The sequence below is a fragment of the Microbacterium sp. K24 genome (assembly GCF_004794465.1).
Taxonomy (GTDB): domain Bacteria; phylum Actinomycetota; class Actinomycetes; order Actinomycetales; family Microbacteriaceae; genus Microbacterium.
The window spans coordinates 39,888-54,661 of record NZ_SSDJ01000057.1; the positions used below are offsets into that span (position 1 = coordinate 39,888).

A 14,774-nucleotide genomic window follows, 5' to 3' on the forward strand; every position below is an offset into this window, starting at 1 on the left:
AATGTAATGACAGCCGCAGACGTGAGTCAAAGAGGATCAGGAGTGCCATGACCCCCGCAGAACCAGGAGATCGCTCCGGCGTCGTCATCGTCGGCAGCGTCACTGCCGATGTGACCACCTTCTCACGTCGACTGCCGGCTCGCGGCGAGACGATCCTCGGCGACGAGTTCACGCTGATGCTCGGCGGCAAGGGCGCCAACCAGGCGGTGGCCGCAGGTCGCTCCGGCGCTCGCACGAGCTTCGTCGGCTGCGTCGGCGACGACCTCTTCCACGACCTCGTGGTCGACGGCCTCGGCGAGGCGGGTGTCGATCTCACCCACCTGCGCACCGTCCCCGGCCCGACCGGCATCGCGCACATCCGTGTCGACGCCTCGGCGCAGAACGACATCGTGATGGTCCCGCTCGCCAACGCCGCGCTGAGCACCGAGCAGATCGACGCGGCCCTCGGCGCCCTCGCCCCGACGACGTCCGTCCTCCTGACGCAGCTCGAGACGCCGTCCGCTCTCACGGCCCACATCACCGCACGCGGGCGCGAGCACGACATGACCGTGATCCTCGACCCGGCCCCGGCGGCCGAGCTCCCGCCCGAGATCTGGCAGAGCGTCGACATCGTCACGCCGAACGAGACCGAGGCCACGCTGATCAGCGGCATCGAGGTGACGGATGCCGCGTCGGCAGAGCTCGCCGGCCTCTGGTTCCTCCGGCAGGGAGTCGGCGCCGCGGTCATCACGCTCGCGGGGCAGGGCTCCTGCGTCGTGACCGGCGAGGGCGCGACGATCGTCCCGCCGTTCCCCGTCGAGGCGGTCGACACGACGGCCGCCGGAGACGCCTACGCCGGCTACCTCGGCGCCGCCCTCGCGAACGGCAGCACGCTGACCGAGGCCGTGCGCCTCGCCACCGCGGCCGGCGCGCTGACCGTGACCAAGCAGGGCGCTTCGCCGAGCCTGCCGCACCGAGCCGATGTCGACGCCTTCCTGGCGGAGCGGGAATCGGCGCCCGCCGTCCACTGAGTCGGCCGCAACGGAGGAGAACCATGCGCAAGTCCGCCACCACGATCAACCCCGCACTCTCGCGCGTGATCAGCGAGACCGGGCACACCGACCTGCTCGTCGTCACCGATGCGGGGCTGCCGATCCCCACCGGATCGGAGCGCATCGACCTCGCCTACCGCCCCGGGGCGCCGGCGTTCCTCGACGTGCTCGACACCGTGCTCGCCGAGCTCGTGGTCGAGGGTGCGACGGTCTCCGCCGAGGTCGCCGAGAAGAGCCCCGAGGTGCTCGACGCCCTGCGCGAGCGCTTCGCCGGCATGGGCTTCGAGATCGAGCTCGTGCCGCACGTCGAGTTCAAGAAGCTCACACAGGGTGCACGCGCGTTCGTGCGTTCCGGCGAGTTCACGCCGTATGCGAACGTGATCCTGCACGCGGGAGTCGCGTACTGACATGAGCGTCACCAGCCCCGACACGATCGATCGGCACTCCGCCGCCCCGATGTACGACCAGCTGCGCCAGCTGATCATCGAGGGCATCGCGCGCGACGGCCTGCAGCCCGGCGACCCTCTTCCCGGCGAGCACCGGCTGTGCGAGCGCTACGGCATCTCCCGCACCGTCGTGCGGCAGGCGCTCGCTCAGCTCGAGCATGAGGGGCTCGTCGAGCGCGTCAAGGGCAAGGGCACGTTCGTCTCACGACCGCGGACCAGCGAGAGCCTGGTGCACACGCTCGTCGGTCTGTACGACGATGTCGAACGCCGTGGCGGCCACGTGCACAGTGATGTGCTGCGTCATGAGCGGACGACCGCCGACGAGGAGATCGCCGTCGCGCTCGAGCTCCCGGTCGGGTCGCCGGTCGTCGCACTCGAACGACTCCGTCATGTGGACGGCGAGCCGTGGTCGCTGTCGACGACGTGGATGCCGGATGCCGTCGGCGCCGTCACGCTCGGCGCCGATCTGTCCGAGGCGTCGCTGTACCGCCTCCTCGCCGACAACGGCGTCGTCGCGACGCACGGGGTGCGGTCGGCGGAGGCCACCGTCGCGACGCATGAACAGGCACAGCTTCTCGGCGTCAGCGCGGGGTCGGCCCTGCTGCGGCTGCGCAGCGTGAGTCGCAGTGCCGACGGCACCCCGATGGAGTACTTCATCGCGTACCACCGCGGCGACCGCTCGCGCTTCGAGTTCCAACTGCAGCAGGAGCAGTCGCAGGCATCTCTCCTGCACGTCGACGGCGATGGCGGCGCTTCTCCGGCAGGCACGGTCGGCTGAGCGGACCGGCCGATCAGTCCGGTCGCACCGGGGCGGCCGCCGCGGCCCCGACGACGGTCGTCCAGGGCCGGGCCGTCCACTCCGTCACGAGTCCGCCGGTGACGTACGGGTCCGCCGCAGCGAAGGCTCTAGCGCGCTCGAGGGCATCGTCGCCGGTGAACACGATCAGGGCGCTGAACGGTCCATCGTCCTCCCCCACGGCTCCGCCGAGGAGCAGCTCGCCCCGCTCGACGGCCGCCCACGCCACGGCGAGGTGCTGCTGACGGAAGGCGTCTCGGCGTCGGACGTAGTCGTCGACATACGTGTATTCGAGGACGGCGTGCATGGACCTTCTCTCTTTCGATCGGGGTGCGTCAACCCCGTTCGGGCGGTCAGGACCACGATACCGACGACGGAGACCGCTCCCGCGGGCACGGCCGTCGCAAGTGGGTCTGCCGCCGGCATCCGGTCGGGTGTACCGTCGCCGCATGATCACCGACGATCCCACCCTGACGAACCCGGATCACTACCGCACGCTCTGGGAGAACGAGCACGTCCGTGTGCTTGAGTACACCGACGAGCCGGGCGATCGGACGACGCCGCACGACCACCCCAACAGCGTGATGGTCACCCTCAGCGACTTCTCGCGCCGCCTCAGCGCCGGCGAGCGCACGTTCGACACCGCCCTCACCACCGGCCAGGCCGTCTGGCTGCCCGCGCAGCGGCACTTCGGCGAGAACACCGGGACGACGCCGACGCACACGATCCTCATCGAGCTGAAGGGGGATGCCGCAGGCGAGCCTTCTTCCGGGACTCTGGGACCCGAGCGCCCTGGAGCCGCCTGAGCGACTTCTCCTGCACGTCGACGGCGACGGGAGCGCCTTTCCCCAGGCGTGGCTGTCTGAGCAGACCTGCCCGTACCGTCCCGGACGGAACCGGCTACCTTTTCGGAGAGGGGCATCCGGTGGGTGCCGTCGATCCGGGGGAGAACGATGACAGACGGGACATCGGGCGGTGCTGACTCTGAGCGGGTCATCCCTCCGCCCCCACCGACAGTGCAGGATGCGTCCCCGTCGTTGCCTCCCGTCGTTCCGCTGGCGCCCTCGCTGAGCGGACCACCGGCTGCCGCGTCGCCCGCCGTGATGCCGCCGTACGCCGCCGGCATCCCGTCGACGCCGCCGGGTGGCGGATACCCGGTGCCGGCCGGTCCTCCCGCGCCGACTCGGTCGTCGAACACCCTCGGCGTCGTGCTGGCCGTGGTCGGCGGTCTCGTGATCTTCGCGGTCGTGGGCGTGGCGGTGCTCGTGGGCCTCCTCGTGCGAGGGCCGGATGCGAACCCTGCGCCGGTGGCGCCCAGCCCTACCGCGTTCGCGGAAGATCCGGAGGCGCCCTCCGACGAGCCCCCGTCCGACGGCGACGAGCCCGCCGACGCCGATACCTCCGCCATCGCGGAGCGGCTCGACGCGAAGATCGACGAGTACAAGCGCCTTCGCGACTCCGGAGCGCTCTGGCAGACGATCCCCGACAACGAGTTCAACCGCACCGCCGTCTCGGCGTACCTGTATCTGATGACCGACATGAAGGTCGCGACGATCTGGGGCATCGACGCCGAGCAGGCGCAGGAGTACGACGAGCGGATGACGATGCTCGAAGAGAAGCTCCTCGCGCAGGAGCCGCTCGGCGACGACATCACCATCACCCTCGACGACCGCATCTTCACCTATGACGGCGAGACCGGCGAAGGAGGCTACACGGACAAGTGAGCGGGCGCGTTACGCTCGATCGGTGACCACCTGGACCAGCACCGCGATCGCCCTGCTGGAAGCCGACGCCAATCGCAGCGCCGACACGCACCTGCACCTGTTCCCGCTTCCGCCCGAGTGGGGCATCGATCTGTACCTGAAGGACGAGTCGGTGCACCCGACCGGATCTCTCAAGCACCGCCTTGCCCGCTCGCTCCTGCTCTATGGACTCGTCAACGGCCGCATCCATGAAGACACGACGCTCGTCGAGTCGTCCAGCGGGTCGACCGCGGTGTCGGAGGCCTACTTCGCGCGGATGCTGGGACTGCCGTTCGTCACCGTCGTGCCGCGCTCGACCAGCCAGGAGAAGATCGACCTCATCGAGTTCTACGGCGGTCGCTGCCACTTCGTCGACCGCGCCGAGGACATGTCACCCGAGGCGCAGCGCCTCGCGTCGGACTGCCATGGGCACTACCTCGACCAGTTCACCTTCGCCGAGCGGGCGACCGACTGGCGCGGCAACAACAACATCGCGGAGAGCGTGTTCAGCCAGTTGGCGCAGGAGCGGCATCCGATCCCCCGCTGGATCGTCGTGGGAGCCGGCACGGGCGGCACGAGTGCGACCTTCGGTCGCTACGTGAAGTACCGCCGTCACGAGACGCAGATCGCCGTCGTCGATCCGGAGGGCTCGGCGTTCTACGACGGCTGGGCCGGAACGGTGGATCCGCCCGCTGGACGACCCAGCCGCATCGAGGGCATCGGCCGGCCCCGCGTCGAGCCGTCGTTCGTGCCGAGCGTGATCGACGAGATGATCCGTGTGCCGGATGCCGCCTCCATCGCCGCGATCCGGATGCTGCGCGACCGCACCCTGCACTGGGCCGGCGGGTCGACGGGAACGAACCTCTCCGGCGCGTTCCAGCTGATCGCCCGCATGCGCGCGGCCGGCGAGACCGGCAGCGTCGTGACGCTGATCTGCGACAGCGGCATCCGCTACGCCGGCACGTACTACTCCGACGAGTGGGTCGCCGCGCAGGGCTGGGACCTCGCCCCGCACCGTGCGCGGCTGGAGTCCTTCCTCGAGACGGGCGTCTGGGACGACTAGCTCACACCTCGACCCCGCGGGTCTGTGCTGGTCGACCAGGTTACGCTGGGCCGCATGACTACTCTGATCCTCACCGTCGCGGGTGCAGACCGTCCGGGCCTCGTCGCCGCCGTCGCCGAAGTCGTCGACGCGCACGGCGGCAACTGGGAGAACAGTTCGCTGGCCGAGCTTGCGGGCACGTTCGCCGGAGTGATCGAGGTCTCGGTCGCCGAGGATCGCGCGGCCGAGCTGCAGACAGCACTGCGCTCCCTGCAGGGCCAGGGACTGCTGACCCTCGCCGTGCTGACCGGCACCACGGCCGCCGACCTCGACGACGAGCAGCTGCTCACGATCCAGGTGCTCGGCAACGACCGCCACGGCATCGTCCGCGAGATCTCGAATGTGCTGAGCTCTCACGCCCTGAGCATCGAGGAACTGGCGACCGAGACCCGGGATGCCGCGATGGCCGGCGGCCGCCTGTTCGAGGCATCCGTGACCGCGCGGGTTCCGGCATCCGTCGATCTCGACGCACTCCGCGCCGACCTCGAGCGCATCGCGAGCGAGATCCAGGTCGACATCACCCTCGCCTGATCCGGTCCCCCGGGCACGATGGGATTCCTGGCAGCACTCGGCCGCCTGAACGCCGCTCACCCGTGGTCGCACAACGATGCGTACGCCGGTTTCGTCCTGCGGCACGCACGTGCGGTGCGGCGTGCCGGCGGAGAGACGGCTGTGGATGTCGGCTGCGGCACGGGCAAGCTGGTGGCCGCGCTGGCGGGTGTGTTTCCGTCGGTGATCGGCATCGAGCCGGACCCGACCACCGCCGCGATTGCTGCCCGCCGGTTCGCGGGGACGACGGTTCAGGTCCACGCCCGCGCCTTCGGATCCGAGCCCGCAGAGGCTTACGACCTGATCGTGTTCGTGGCGTCGCTGCATCACATGCCGCTGCGTCGGGCGCTCCAGGAAGCTCGCGCCGCTGTTCGCCCCGGCGGTCGCGTGGTGATCATCGGCGTGGCCAGAGAGACGTCGAGCGACGCGTTGCGCTCCGTGGTGTCGCTGTTGCTCAATCCGCTGATCGGCCTGCTGCGGCATCCGGCCCGTGCGACGGATGTCCCTGCGCACATGAAGGCGCCCACCGCCCCGGCGGACCAGTCGTTCGACGAGATTCGACACGTCGCGGCCAAGCTGCTCCCCGGCATCCGGATGCGTCGCCGCCTGTTCTGGCGCTACACCGCCTCGTGGGTGGCGCCGACCTGAGGTGCGCGGTCGACTCGGCTTTCGAATCGCGCGAATGGTCGGGTTTCGGCCGGATCAGCGACCAGTTGCGCGATTCGAACCCCGCCGTCAGTCCTCGACTTCGGTGTACTTCCGCACCCAGTACTCGGTGTACGCGACGTGCGCCGACGCGGCCGCCGACGCCGCGACGGGGTCGGCATCGGCGAGCCCGCGCAGGATCGCGCGGTGCCCGGCGTCGGAGTGCAGCTTCAGCTCCGCCGCGTCGTGCACGTCGTGGATCCGATAGGCGCGCGACCGCGACCGGAGCACGTCGATCAGGCTCGTGAGAGCGTCGTTGCCGGCGACCCGGGAGATCGTCATGTGGAACTCGTGGTCGAGCCGGGAGTGGTCCTCGAAGTCATCGCTCTGCTCGATCTCGACCAGGAGTGCGTCGAGCTTCTCGACCGTCTCGGCATCCATCCGCGCCGCGGCGAGCGCGGCGGCGTGCGGTTCGAGCACTCGTCGCAGCTCGGTGAGCTCGAGCACACCCGCCATGGGAAGCAGTCCTACCGTGAGCGACAGGCTGCCGATGAGGTCGGCCGCACGCAGCTCGCTGACGTAGCTGCCTGATCCGTGTCGCGTCTCCAGCACGCCGAGAGCACCGAGCGTGCGGATCGCCTCGCGCAGCGATCCGCGGGAGACCCCGAGCGTCTCGCACAGCTCGCCTTCGCTCGGCAGCCGGTCTCCCGGCCGCAGCGCGCCGTCGGCGATGAGCGCCCGCAGGCCGTGCAGCGCCTTGTCCAACGCGCTCATCGTGTTCCTCTCTGGCACCCGGATCTCCTGTGAGTCTGTCGGACGCGGACCGCGCAACCAACTCGTATGACGACTTTGTGAAATTATGCGCGATTTCTGGTTATCTCGTCGATGCTGTGGCAAAGTTGTGCAACAACTCCCCCCGATATACCGACGAGGATCCATGCCGGCCACTGCTTTCCCCGCTCCGCTCCGACTGAGGTCGTTCGACCGCGCGCGAGATGCCTGGCCGCTGGATCCGGACATCATCCACCTCAACCACGGCTCGTTCGGGGCCGTGCCGACATCCGTCGTCGCCCAGCAGGACGCCCTGCGGCGGCGGGCCGACCTCAGCCCCGTGGAGTGGTTCCCCCGCATCGCCGACCGGGTCCGCGCGGCCCGTGAGCGCACCGCCCCGTTCGTCGGCGCCCGTCCCGAGGACAGCGCCTTCGTGCCCAACGCCTCCGCGGCGGCGACCGTCGTCTACAACGCCCTCCGCCTGGAGCACGGCGACGAGATCCTCGTCACCGACCAGGGCTACGGCGCGATCACGATGGGGGCGCAGCGCCTCGCCCGCCGCTTCGGCGCCACCGTGCGCGTCGTCGAACTTCCCCTGCTGGGCTCGGATGACGAGATCGTCGAGCTCTTCTCCGACGCCCTCACCCCCCGCACGAAGCTCATCGTGATCGACCAGATCACCTCCCCCACCGCGCGCGTGCTGCCCACCGCGCGCATCGCCGAGCTCGCCGCCGAGCAGGGAGTGCGCACGCTCGTCGACGGCGCGCACGCCCCCGGCCTCATTCCGGATGCCGCGGCGGCGGCGGGCGGCGACTGGTGGTTCGGCAACCTGCACAAGTGGCCCTGCGCTCCGCGCGGCTCGGCGCTTCTCGTCACCGAGACCCATGATCGCGAGGAACTCTGGCCCCTCATCGACTCCTGGGCCGCGCACGAGTCGTTCCCGACGCGCTTCGACACGCAGGGCACGATCGACGCCACGACCTACCTCGCCACCCCGGCCGCGATCGACTTCATCGAGAGCGAGTACGGATGGCAGGGCGCCCGCGAGACCATGGCGGTCATGGCGGATGCCGGTGCCGAGATCATCGCGGAAGGGTTCCGTCCCTTCGCCGACGAGGACCCGCTCACCCCACTGCCCTCCCCCGTGCCGTCGATGCGCCTCGTCCGACTCCCGCTCGGCCTCGGCTCCACCCGCGAGGAAGCCGATGCACTGCGCATGGAGCTGCTCGACGAGACCGGCGTCGAGACGGCATTCACCAGCTTCCGCGGCATCGGCTACTTCCGCCTGTCGGCGCACCTCTACTCGGAGTCCTCCGACTTCGAGGCCTTCGTGGACCGCTGCATCCCGCAGATCCTCCAGCGCGCCGGCATCCGCCCCGCGTCGTCCGTCACCGTCTCCTGATCCGCACCTCCACCCGAAACGCACCCACCCGAAACACGCACCCGCCCGAAACACGCACCCCACCCGAAACACTGAATGAGAGGCACATCGTGAAGAACAAGATCTTGACGACAGCAGCAGGCATCGGCACCGTCGCCGTTCTCGCGCTCACCGGCTGCTCCGCCGGCGGCGGCCCGTCCGCCGACGGCACCGTCACCCTGCAGATGGTCGAGAGCCTGACCAACCCGGCGCGCACCGATCTCATCCGCGGCCTCCTCGACGAGTTCGAGAAGGAGAACCCGAAGATCAAGGTCAACCTGGTCTCGCCGCCGACCGAGCAGGCCGACGCGAAGATCCAGCAGATGCTGCAGTCCGGCAAGGGCGTCGACCTGCTGGAGGTGCGCGATATCACCGTCGGCCCGTTCGCCAACAACGGCTGGCTGTACGACCTCGGCGACGACCTGAAGGACTGGGACGGCTGGGACGCTCTGACCGACAACGCGAAGTCCGCCTCGGTCGCCGAAGACGGCAAGAGCTACTTCGTGCCCTACGGCTTCTACGGCCTGTCGCTGTTCTACCGCACAGACCTCGTCGCCGACGCGGGCTTCGACGGCCCGCCGAAGAGCTGGGAAGACCTGCTCGAGCAGGCATCCGCCATCCAGGACCCGTCGAACAACATCTACGGCTACGCCTTCCGCGGCGGCCCCAACGCGAACAGCAACGTCGTCGCCGCGATCGAGGCGTACACGATCGACGACCTGAACGTCGACGACGCGTTCCTCATGAAGGACGGCTCCACGATCTTCGCCGCCCCCGAGGCGCAGGATGCCGTCGACGACTACTTCGACCTCTTCACCGAGGCGTCGCCGCCCTCGGCCGTGTCGTGGGGATACCCCGAGATGGTCGCCGGCTTCACGAACGGCACCACGGCGTTCCTGCTGCAGGACCCCGAGGTCATCGCGACCGTGCAGGACTCGTCGCTGACTGAGGACCAGTGGGACACCGCTCCGCTGCTCGTCGGCCCGTCCGGCAAGGCCGCGCAGCCCCTCGCCGTCGCCGGCTGGGGTGTCGCCGAGGCCAGCGAGAACAAGGAGGCGGCCGTGAAGCTCGTCGAGTTCCTCTCGTCGGCCGAGCCCGCCACCGAGTTCGCACAGGCGAACAGCCTCGTGCCGATCATCACCGAAGCCGCCGATGACGACTTCTACTCGACCGGCCCGTGGACGAGCTACGTCACCATGACGGAGAACCCGGACACGTACATCAACGTGCGTCAGCCGCGCGGTGTCAGCTGGTGGACCGAGTGGATCCAGAAGTCCGACCAGGATGTGCAGAACGTGCTGCTCGGCAACATGTCGACGAGCGACCTGCTGACCTCGTGGGACGAGTTCTGGACCGAGAAGTACGCCGCGGAGAAGGGCTGACCCGTGGCCCTGACCGTTCGTGAGGGAGGTTCCGTCGGCATCGCGTCGAAGCGCGCGGCCGGCGGGGCCTCCCCCGGCCCGCGCCGCCGGCAGTTCCGCGGCCGCCACGCGCTGACGCTCCTGGCCTTCATGGCCCCGGCGATCGTCTTCGTGTGCTGGTTCACGTACTGGCCGATGCTGCAGGGCGCCCGCATGGCCTTCCACGACTGGAACCTCTGGGACCTGACCTCGACCCCGTTCGTCGGCTTCGACAACTTCGTCGCGGTGTTCCAGGACCCGGCATTCCCGGTCGTGGCCGGCAACTCGGTGCTCTGGGTGGTCGGCTCGCTCGTGCCGCAGCTCGTGATCGGCTTCCTCATCGCGCTGGCCCTGCGCAAGCGGTTCCGCTTCCGCGGTCTGTACCAGGCGCTCGTGTTCTTCCCGTGGGCCGTTTCCGGCTTCCTGATCGGGATGCTGTTCCGCTGGATGTTCAACGCCGAGTTCGGCGTGGTGAACGACCTGCTCATGAAGGCCGGGCTGATCGACGCCCCGCTGCCCTGGCTGGCCGATCCGAAGCTCGCGATGTTCGCCGTGATCGTGGCGAACATCTGGTACGGCGTGACGTTCTTCGCGATCATGATCCTTGCCGCCCTCCAGTCCGTCCCCGACGAGATGCTGGAGGCCGCGAGCCTCGACGGCGCCGGCAAGGTGCGGCAGCTGTTCTCGATCATCATCCCGTACATCTCGGTGACGCTGCTGCTGACGATCCTGCTGCGCGTGATCTGGATCTTCAACTTCCCCGACATCATCTACGCGATGACCAACGGCGGACCCGCGAACCAGACCCACATCATCACGACCTGGATGATCAACTACACCCAGCAGGGCAACTACGGTCTCGCGAGCGCGATCGGCCTCATCGTCGTGGCGTTCCTGTTCGTGTTCTGCGCGTTCTACCTGATGGCGATGCGGAAGGCCCAGCGATGACCGTCACTGCGACCACCATGACCGAGACCCGTCGCCTCACCGTGCCGGATCCCGCGAAGGCCCCGCGCCCGAAGCGCCGGGTGACCGTCGGCGGCGTCGTCCGCGTCGTCGGACTCGGCCTCTGGCTCGTGATCACGCTCTTCCCGCTGTACTGGATCGCGCTCACGTCGTTCAAGTCCCCCGGCACGATCAACAGGTTCCCGATCGAGTACTGGCCCAGCGAGCCCTCGTTCGAGAACTACGTCAGCCTGTTCCAGCAGAGCTCGTTCGGGGTCTTCCTCGGCAACTCCGCGCTCGTGGCGATCGTCGCCGGAGCCGTGGCGACGCTGATCGCTCTGCTCAGCGCCTACGTGATCGCCCGGTTCGAGTTCCGCGGCAAGGGCGCGGTGCTGATCGCCTTCCTGCTCACGCAGATGATCCCGGCGTTCATCGCGCTCGGACCGCTGTATTCGATGATGACCGACCTCGGTCTCGTCGACACGAAGCCCGGCCTGATCCTGGTCTACATCGCGATCTGCATCCCCTTCTCGACCGTGATGCTGCGGGGCTTCTTCGAGAACGTGCCCGACGCGCTGGAGGAGGCGGCGATGATCGACGGATGCTCCCGCCTCGGCGCCCTGTTCCGTGTGCTGGTCCCGGTCATGACCCCGGGCATCATCGCGGCGTTCATCTTCAACTTCGTGAACTGCTGGAACGAGCTGTTCCTTTCGGTCGTGCTGATGAACACCGATGCGAACCGCACGGTCCCGTCGGCGTTGAACGGCTTCATCTCGACGTTCAACATCGACTGGGGCTCGATGAGCGCCGCAGCCGTCCTGACGATCCTGCCGACCATGGCGATGTTCGCGCTCGCGAGCCGCTGGATCGTGCAGGGCCTGACGGCCGGCGCGGTGAAGGAGTAGCCCCTGCCCCTGTGCCGAGCCACCCCCTTCGACACGAACCGGCCCCCTTCGCACGCGCGAAGGGGGCCGGTTCGGTCATGAAGGGGCCGCTCGGCAGAAGCGCGCAGCTCAGGTCAGGCGCGACTTCGGCGAGGTCGAGTACGTGGCCTCGGCGTCGCGGTTGACCGTGTCGCCCAGCGCCGCGTCGATCGCGGCGAGCGTGTCGGCGTCGAGCTTCACGCCCGAGGCCTTCACGGTCTCGGCGAGCTGCTCCGGGCGGGACGCACCCACCAGCGCCGCGGCGACGTTCGGGTTCTGCAGCACCCACGCGATCGCGAGCTGCGGCATCGACAGCCCCGCCTCCTCGGCGATGGGCTTGAGCTTCTGCACCGCGGTGAGGATGTCGTCCTGCAGGAAGCTCTTGATGAAGTCCGCGCCGCTGTGCGGGTCGGTCGCGCGGGAGCCCTCCGGCACCGGCTGACCGGGCAGGTACTTGCCGCTCAGCACGCCCTGCGCCATCGGCGACCAGACGATCTGCGAGATGCCGAGCTCTTCGGATGCCGGCACGACCTTGCCCTCGATGACGCGCCACAGCATCGAGTACTGCGGCTGGTTCGAGATGAGCTGCACCCCGAGCTCCCTGGCGAGCGTGTGGCCGTCCTGCAGCTGCTCGGCCGTCCACTCCGAGACGCCGATGTACAGCGCCTTGCCCTGGCGGACGACGTCGGCGAACGCCTGGAACGTCTCCTCGAGCGGGGTCTCGTAGTCGAACCGGTGTGCCTGGTAGAGGTCGACGTAGTCGGTGCCGAGGCGCTTCAGCGAGCCGTTGATCGACTCGAGGATGTGCTTGCGGCTCAGGCCGGTGTCGTTCGGGCCCTTCGGCCCGGTCGGGAAGTAGACCTTCGTGAAGATCTCCAGGCTCTCCCGACGCTGACCTTCCAGCGCCTTGCCGAGCACGACCTCGGCGGCCGTGTTGGCGTAGGTGTCGGCCGTGTCGAACGTGGTGATGCCGGCGTCGAGGGCTGCGTGGACCGTCTTGACGGCGGCGTCGTCGCCGACCTGGGATGCATGGGTGACCCAGTTGCCGTACGTGATCTCCGAGACCTTGAGACCACTGTTTCCGAGATAGCGATAGTTGACCATGTTTCCACGCTACTGCCGTCTGATATGCGAGGGCCGAGATTCCGTGACCGGTCTCAGATCGCGCTTCTAGGAAGCGCGCCCGAGAGTCTCCCGATATTCGCGCCAGGCCTCGCCGAGCCGGCGGATGCCCTCGGTGAGCACGTCCTCGGGGGCGGTGAACGGGATGCGGATGTGGTCGTCGGCGGAGACGGATGCCGCGAACGCGGCGCTGCCGGCGATCGAGACGCCGTGGGTGGCGGCGGTCCGCGCCAGAGCATCCGCAGATCCGGCCGGCAGGGCGACCCAGAGCGACAGGCCGCCGCGCGGCGGGTCTACCTGCCAGTCGGGCAGATGCTCGGCCATCAGGCGCAGAAGCAGACGGAGGCGTTCCTGGTGGATGCGGCTGTTCTCACGCCGCAGCTCCTCGGCGTGCCCGATGAGGTCGAGCGCGATGAGCTGACCCGGCACGCTTGTCGACTGGTCGGCGAGCTGCCGTGCACCCCGCAGCCGCCGCACGAGCACGGGGTCGGCGCGCAGCCACCCGATCCGCAGGCCCGCCCACGCCCACTTCGACACCGATTCGACGACGATGATCGGGGCATCCGGGCGCTCGGCGGCGAGGGTGGGCGGCACGACGCCGTCGAAAGAGATGCCGGCGACGACGCGGTCCTCGATCACCGGCACCCCGTACAGCGCCGCGAGCTCCGCCACCCGGTGGCGTGCAGCGGCAGGGAGACGCGTGCCGGTGGGGTTCTGGTGGTGCGGGTTGATCGCGACGAGGGCGGGCCGCAGTCGGGCGAGCGCCTGCTCGAGCGCGTCGACGTCGAGTCCGTCCGGACCCATCGGGATGCCGTGCACCGTGCCGCCGCGCAGGCCGACGGAGTCCGTGACGCCGGGCCAGGTGATCTCCTCGGCCAGCACGACATCGCCGGGGCCGACGAGCGCGTTCACGACGAGGCTGATCGCCTGCTGCGCGCCGTGCGTGACGAGGATCTGCTCCGGCGTGGTCGGCGTGCCCTCGGTCCGATACATCTCGGCGATCAGCTCGCGCAGCACGGGGAGCCCGGCCGGATCGGTCTCGGGCAGCAGCGCGAGGTCGAGCCGGGGCTGGTGGTCGCGGATCAGCTGCACGGCGAGCTCGGGGATCTGCGGCACCGTGCGCAGCAGATCTATCGCGTTGGGGAGCGCGGAGAACAGCGCCTCGCCTCGCCCCGGCCGCTGCAGAGGACTGACGGATGCCGTGGCACCGGCGATCCGCGTACCGCTCCCCTGTCGCCGTTCGACGAGACCGCCGTCGGCGAGGTCCGCGTAGGCCGCGACGACGGTGCCCCGGGAGACCGATCCGGCTGCCGCGAGCGCCCGCTCCGGAGGAAGGCGGTCACCCGGTCGCAGCTCGCCGGTCGCGATGAGGGCCTCGATCCCGCGCGCGAGTCGACGGGCCAGTGTGCCGTCGCCGCGCGTCCAGCGTCCTAGCCGGGCGGCGAGGGCCTCCGATGAGACGTCGCCGGAGTGAACCGATGTCGGCGAGGTGACCGATCTCTGGTCCAGTGGCCCACCATTGGCCCTGTTCATCGTGTCCATAGCATCCGATTCTGGACCAATGACTCCGCCAATCACCACTCTCGACGATGTTCTTGCGCCAATCATCCCCGATTGGACCATTCGTGATCTCCTCGAATGGCTCGGCGACGACGCCCGCGCGAACGACGACGCCCTCCGTCGCCCGCTGGCGATCATCGAGGCCGCTCTGACCGGCTCGCCGTGGACTCGCGAGCCGTCGGCGGTCGCGCTGACCCGTTCGATCGCGTCAACTGTTCAGGCGTCTCCCCGGCTGCGGAACATGCGGCTCGACGACCTGCTCGACGTTCGAATCACGCAAATGGTCGCTGAACCGGTGGCTGAGCGACCAGTTGCGCGATTC

The 14,774-nt window shown here is 69.1% G+C and carries 17 protein-coding genes; 13 read left to right on the forward strand and 4 right to left on the reverse strand.

All coding sequences use genetic code 11. From position 1 onward, the window contains the following. Positions 1-47 precede the first annotated feature (47 nt). Genes DW306_RS03705 through DW306_RS03715 form a run of 3 tightly spaced genes read left to right on the forward strand, consistent with a single transcriptional unit; the run spans position 48 to position 2,255 of the window. Complete coding sequence (locus DW306_RS03705) at positions 48-1,010, forward strand: ribokinase (RefSeq protein ID WP_136054297.1); 963 nt, start codon at positions 48-50, stop codon at positions 1,008-1,010. 23 nt (positions 1,011-1,033) lie between these two features. Continuing rightward, positions 1,034-1,438, forward strand: coding sequence for a D-ribose pyranase (rbsD, locus tag DW306_RS03710; RefSeq protein ID WP_136054298.1), 405 nt, complete (start codon positions 1,034-1,036; stop codon positions 1,436-1,438). 1 nt (position 1,439) lies between these two features. Next, entirely contained in the window at positions 1,440-2,255 is an 816-nt protein-coding gene (locus DW306_RS03715) for a GntR family transcriptional regulator (RefSeq protein WP_136054299.1), read from the forward strand. Between the two features lie 13 nt (positions 2,256-2,268). On the opposite strand, the gene DW306_RS03720 is transcribed toward DW306_RS03715, so the two are convergent. Then, a complete protein-coding gene (locus tag DW306_RS03720) occupies positions 2,269-2,580 on the reverse strand; it encodes a YciI-like protein (protein ID WP_136054300.1) in 312 nt (103 codons plus the stop codon). Between the two features lie 142 nt (positions 2,581-2,722). Here DW306_RS03720 and DW306_RS03725 point away from each other — a divergent pair, with 142 nt between their 5' ends. The 5 genes from DW306_RS03725 (at position 2,723) to DW306_RS03745 (ending at position 6,314) form a co-directional block, all read left to right on the forward strand. Beyond that, complete coding sequence (locus DW306_RS03725) at positions 2,723-3,079, forward strand: cytoplasmic protein (protein WP_136054301.1); 357 nt, start codon at positions 2,723-2,725, stop codon at positions 3,077-3,079. Positions 3,080-3,310: 231 nt separating this feature from the next. Beyond that, positions 3,311-3,997: a hypothetical protein gene (locus tag DW306_RS03730; RefSeq protein ID WP_136054302.1), complete on the forward strand. Its 687-nt coding sequence runs from the start codon at positions 3,311-3,313 to the stop codon at positions 3,995-3,997. A gap of 22 nt (positions 3,998-4,019) precedes the next feature. Beyond that, positions 4,020-5,078, forward strand: coding sequence for a PLP-dependent cysteine synthase family protein (locus DW306_RS03735; RefSeq protein WP_136054303.1), 1,059 nt, complete (start codon positions 4,020-4,022; stop codon positions 5,076-5,078). A 54-nt stretch (positions 5,079-5,132) separates the two neighbouring features. After that, positions 5,133-5,648 (forward strand): ACT domain-containing protein, encoded by a 516-nt coding sequence (locus DW306_RS03740; protein WP_136054304.1) that lies wholly within the window; start codon positions 5,133-5,135, stop codon positions 5,646-5,648. 18 nt (positions 5,649-5,666) lie between these two features. Beyond that, a complete protein-coding gene (locus tag DW306_RS03745; RefSeq protein WP_136054305.1) occupies positions 5,667-6,314 on the forward strand; it encodes a class I SAM-dependent methyltransferase in 648 nt (215 codons plus the stop codon). Positions 6,315-6,401: 87 nt separating this feature from the next. Here the strand turns inward: DW306_RS03745 and DW306_RS03750 are convergent, their stop codons facing one another. Further along, complete coding sequence (locus DW306_RS03750) at positions 6,402-7,085, reverse strand: FCD domain-containing protein (RefSeq protein ID WP_136054306.1); 684 nt, start codon at positions 7,083-7,085, stop codon at positions 6,402-6,404. A gap of 163 nt (positions 7,086-7,248) precedes the next feature. Here DW306_RS03750 and DW306_RS03755 point away from each other — a divergent pair, with 163 nt between their 5' ends. From DW306_RS03755 to DW306_RS03770, 4 genes are all read left to right on the forward strand, one after another. Continuing rightward, on the forward strand, positions 7,249-8,484 hold the full coding sequence (locus DW306_RS03755) for an aminotransferase class V-fold PLP-dependent enzyme (protein WP_136054307.1): 1,236 nt from the start codon (positions 7,249-7,251) through the stop codon (positions 8,482-8,484). An 89-nt stretch (positions 8,485-8,573) separates the two neighbouring features. Beyond that, positions 8,574-9,884: a sugar ABC transporter substrate-binding protein gene (locus DW306_RS03760; RefSeq protein WP_136054308.1), complete on the forward strand. Its 1,311-nt coding sequence runs from the start codon at positions 8,574-8,576 to the stop codon at positions 9,882-9,884. A 3-nt stretch (positions 9,885-9,887) separates the two neighbouring features. Further along, on the forward strand, positions 9,888-10,850 hold the full coding sequence (locus tag DW306_RS03765; protein WP_136054309.1) for a sugar ABC transporter permease: 963 nt from the start codon (positions 9,888-9,890) through the stop codon (positions 10,848-10,850). After that, positions 10,847-11,752: a carbohydrate ABC transporter permease gene (locus tag DW306_RS03770; protein WP_205814091.1), complete on the forward strand. Its 906-nt coding sequence runs from the start codon at positions 10,847-10,849 to the stop codon at positions 11,750-11,752. The genes DW306_RS03765 and DW306_RS03770 overlap by 4 nt, the downstream gene beginning before the upstream one ends. Positions 11,753-11,860: 108 nt before the next feature. Here DW306_RS03770 and DW306_RS03775 read toward each other — a convergent pair whose 3' ends face one another. Continuing rightward, the gene (locus DW306_RS03775; RefSeq protein ID WP_136054310.1) at positions 11,861-12,874 is read right to left on the reverse strand and encodes an aldo/keto reductase family protein; all 1,014 of its coding nucleotides are present in this window, start codon (positions 12,872-12,874) and stop codon (positions 11,861-11,863) included. A gap of 66 nt (positions 12,875-12,940) precedes the next feature. After that, entirely contained in the window at positions 12,941-14,425 is a 1,485-nt protein-coding gene (locus DW306_RS03780) for a PLP-dependent aminotransferase family protein (protein WP_240747044.1), read from the reverse strand. Here DW306_RS03780 and DW306_RS03785 point away from each other — a divergent pair. Continuing rightward, a partial coding sequence (locus DW306_RS03785; protein WP_136054312.1) for a hypothetical protein occupies positions 14,412-14,774 on the forward strand: 363 nt, incomplete at its 3' end. The two genes, DW306_RS03780 and DW306_RS03785, sit on opposite strands and share 14 nt — an antisense overlap.

Bases quoted from the DNA above. Each gene is read 5' to 3' on its own strand.
- DW306_RS03740 (WP_136054304.1), top strand. From the start codon at position 5,133: ATGACTACTCTGATCCTCACCGTCGCGGGTGCAGACCGTCCGGGCCTC.
- DW306_RS03780 (WP_240747044.1), bottom strand. From the start codon at position 14,425: ATGAACAGGGCCAATGGTGGGCCACTGGACCAGAGATCGGTCACCTCG.
- rbsD (WP_136054298.1), top strand. From the start codon at position 1,034: ATGCGCAAGTCCGCCACCACGATCAACCCCGCACTCTCGCGCGTGATC.
- DW306_RS03755 (WP_136054307.1), top strand. From the start codon at position 7,249: ATGCCGGCCACTGCTTTCCCCGCTCCGCTCCGACTGAGGTCGTTCGAC.
- DW306_RS03770 (WP_205814091.1), top strand. From the start codon at position 10,847: ATGACCGTCACTGCGACCACCATGACCGAGACCCGTCGCCTCACCGTG.
- DW306_RS03715 (WP_136054299.1), top strand. From the start codon at position 1,440: ATGAGCGTCACCAGCCCCGACACGATCGATCGGCACTCCGCCGCCCCG.
- DW306_RS03725 (WP_136054301.1), top strand. From the start codon at position 2,723: ATGATCACCGACGATCCCACCCTGACGAACCCGGATCACTACCGCACG.
- DW306_RS03775 (WP_136054310.1), bottom strand. From the start codon at position 12,874: ATGGTCAACTATCGCTATCTCGGAAACAGTGGTCTCAAGGTCTCGGAG.
- DW306_RS03750 (WP_136054306.1), bottom strand. From the start codon at position 7,085: ATGAGCGCGTTGGACAAGGCGCTGCACGGCCTGCGGGCGCTCATCGCC.
- DW306_RS03705 (WP_136054297.1), top strand. From the start codon at position 48: ATGACCCCCGCAGAACCAGGAGATCGCTCCGGCGTCGTCATCGTCGGC.
- DW306_RS03720 (WP_136054300.1), bottom strand. From the start codon at position 2,580: ATGCACGCCGTCCTCGAATACACGTATGTCGACGACTACGTCCGACGC.
- DW306_RS03745 (WP_136054305.1), top strand. From the start codon at position 5,667: ATGGGATTCCTGGCAGCACTCGGCCGCCTGAACGCCGCTCACCCGTGG.